The 2,924-nt window shown below is 47.3% G+C and carries 2 tRNA genes and 2 rRNA genes; all 4 read right to left on the bottom strand.

From position 1 onward, the window contains the following. Window positions 1–666, bottom strand: a 23S ribosomal RNA gene (locus EDC17_RS16620); the annotation flags it as partial. A gap of 218 nt (window positions 667–884) precedes the next feature. Beyond that, window positions 885–958, bottom strand: a tRNA-Ala gene (locus EDC17_RS16625). Between the two features lie 13 nt (window positions 959–971). Next, window positions 972–1,045 (bottom strand) — tRNA-Ile (locus EDC17_RS16630). A 131-nt stretch (window positions 1,046–1,176) separates the two neighbouring features. Beyond that, window positions 1,177–2,706: ribosomal RNA gene (locus EDC17_RS16635) — 16S ribosomal RNA — on the bottom strand. Between the last annotated feature and the right edge of the window lie 218 nt (window positions 2,707–2,924).

The raw sequence follows: 2,924 nt of genomic DNA on the forward strand, positions 1-2,924 counted from the left end.
TTCAGACTCGCTTTCGCTGCGGCTGCGTGGCTTAACCACTTAACCTTGCCAGTAAAGAGTAACTCGTAGGCTCATTATGCAAAAGGCACGCTGTCACGGAACAAGTCCGCTCCAACCGCTTGTAAGTACACGGTTTCAGGTTCTTTTCACTCCCCTGTTCGGGGTTCTTTTCACCTTTCCCTCACGGTACTGGTTCACTATCGGTCTCTCAGGAGTATTTAGCCTTACCAGATGGTGCTGGCAGATTCAAGCAGGATTCCTCCGGTCCCGCCCTACTCAGGATACCACTAGCGCTGTATTGCTTACCTGTACGGGGCTTTCACCCTTATCGCGCAGTTTCCCACCTGCTTCCAGTTTACGTTACAAATCACATATCGTGGTCCTACAACCCCATTATTGCCGTAACAACAATGGTTTGGGCTCTTTCGTGTTCGCTCGCCACTACTTACGAAATCATTATTATTTTCTCCTCCTACGCTTACTTAGATGTTTCAGTTCGGCGCGTTCGCGTATTATACAACTATCCTTCAGATAGTTAGGTTGCCCCATTCGGAAATCTACGGATCAAATCGCATTTGCCAATACCCGTAGCTTATCGCAGCTTATCACGTCCTTCATCGCCTCTGAGAGCCTAGGCATCCCCCGTGTACCCTTATTTACTTTCTTCACATCTACAGCCCTTTTGCTACTGTAGTGTTGCTTTGATATATATGTCGTAATACTAATCAATAAACAGTTCGGCTTTGACCGAGGGTCCGTTTATCAACTCAAGCATACCACAACATTGTCTCTACTGTTGTCTTCTCTTGTGTCTTTTTTTCTTTCAATATGTCAAAGAACTCTTTGTTTTTTTGCTTTATCCTACTGGAATAAGCCAAAACTAGTGGAGAATATCGGAGTCGAACCGATGACCCCCTGCGTGCAAGGCAGGTGCTCTAGCCAGCTGAGCTAATTCCCCTTATGTATTTTCGTAGTCCCGAGCAGATTTGAACTGCTGACCCCTACATTATCAGTGTAGTGCTCTAACCAACTGAGCTACGGGACTAGCTTTTTCTTTCTCTTCTTTCTCTCGGTAACCACGCCTTATCTATAGGGGTGGGCACTTTCTTCTAATGTCTTTTTTCTTTTTTTCTAATCATGTATATAACGTAACGAGAACCAATAACTGTTCTCTAGAAAGGAGGTATTCCAGCCGCACCTTCCGGTACGGCTACCTTGTTACGACTTAGCCCCAATTATCGGTTTTACCCTAACACGCTCCTTGCGGTTACATGCTTTAGGCACCCCCAACTTTCATGGCTTGACGGGCGGTGTGTACAAGGCCCGGGAACGTATTCACCGCGTCATTGCTGATACGCGATTACTAGCGAATCCAACTTCATGAGGTCGAGTTGCAGACCTCAATCCGAACTGTGAATGGCTTTTCGAGATTAGCATCCTGTTACCAGGTAGCTGCCCGCTGTACCATCCATTGTAGCACGTGTGTAGCCCCGGACGTAAGGGCCATGATGACTTGACGTCGTCCCCACCTTCCTCACAGCTTACGCTGGCAGTCTGTTTAGAGTCCCCATCATTACATGCTGGCAACTAAACATAGGGGTTGCGCTCGTTGCGGGACTTAACCCAACACCTCACGGCACGAGCTGACGACAGCCATGCAGCACCTAGTTTCCTGTCCCGAAGGACTTATCTATCTCTAGATAATTCAGTAACTTTCAAGCCCGGGTAAGGTTCCTCGCGTATCATCGAATTAAACCACATGCTCCTCCGCTTGTGCGGGCCCCCGTCAATTCCTTTGAGTTTCACCCTTGCGGGCGTACTCCCCAGGTGGATAACTTAACGCTTTCGCTAAGACGCTGACTGTGTATCGCCAACATCGAGTTATCATCGTTTAGGGCGTGGACTACCAGGGTATCTAATCCTGTTCGATCCCCACGCTTTCGTGCATCAGCGTCAATAATGACTTAGACAGCTGCCTTCGCAATCGGAGTTCTGAGACATATCTATGCATTTCACCGCTACTTGTCTCATTCCGCCATCTTCAACCACATTCAAGCTCATCAGTATCAAAGGCACTGCGACAGTTGAGCTGCCGTCTTTCACCCCTGACTTAATGAGCCGCCTACGCACCCTTTAAACCCAATAAATCCGGATAACGCTCGGATCCTCCGTATTACCGCGGCTGCTGGCACGGAGTTAGCCGATCCTTATTCTTCCAGTACATTCAAGCCACTACACGTAGTGGTGGTTATTCCTGGACAAAAGCAGTTTACAACCCATAGGGCAGTCATCCTGCACGCGGCATGGCTGGTTCAGAGTTCCCTCCATTGACCAATATTCCTTACTGCTGCCTCCCGTAGGAGTCTGGTCCGTGTCTCAGTACCAGTGTGGGGGATTCTCCTCTCAGAGCCCCTAGACATCGTAGCCTTGGTAAGCCGTTACCTTACCAACTAGCTAATGTCACGCGAGCCCATCCATATCCTATAAATATTTAACAACATCTCGATGCCGAGTCGTTGTGTCATGCGGTGTTAATCCGGATTTCTCCGGGCTATCCCCCTGATATGGGTAGGTTGCTCACGCGTTACGCACCCGTGCGCCACTCTCACTAAATCTAAGCAAGCTTAGATCTAGATCCCGTCCGACTTGCATGTATTAGGCCTGCCGCTAGCGTTCATCCTGAGCCAGGATCAAACTCTCCATTGTAAAATGAAGTTTTGACTCTAACTATTTATAAAAAATAGAATTGTCTTTTTTAATATCTATTTAGTTATTGACTAAGGTTTGATTTGTTAACTTTCGTTGTGTCTCAAACTACTCGTTACGCTACATGATCATTTTCTTAAAGAACTTCTATCGCATCCGCATCGCGCTTCTGCTTATATTTCGAGCATTACTGCTGTACTTATCTTTTTTTTAACCCC

The organism is Sphingobacterium alimentarium (genome assembly GCF_004342685.1).
Taxonomy (GTDB): Bacteria; Bacteroidota; Bacteroidia; order Sphingobacteriales; family Sphingobacteriaceae; genus Sphingobacterium; species Sphingobacterium alimentarium.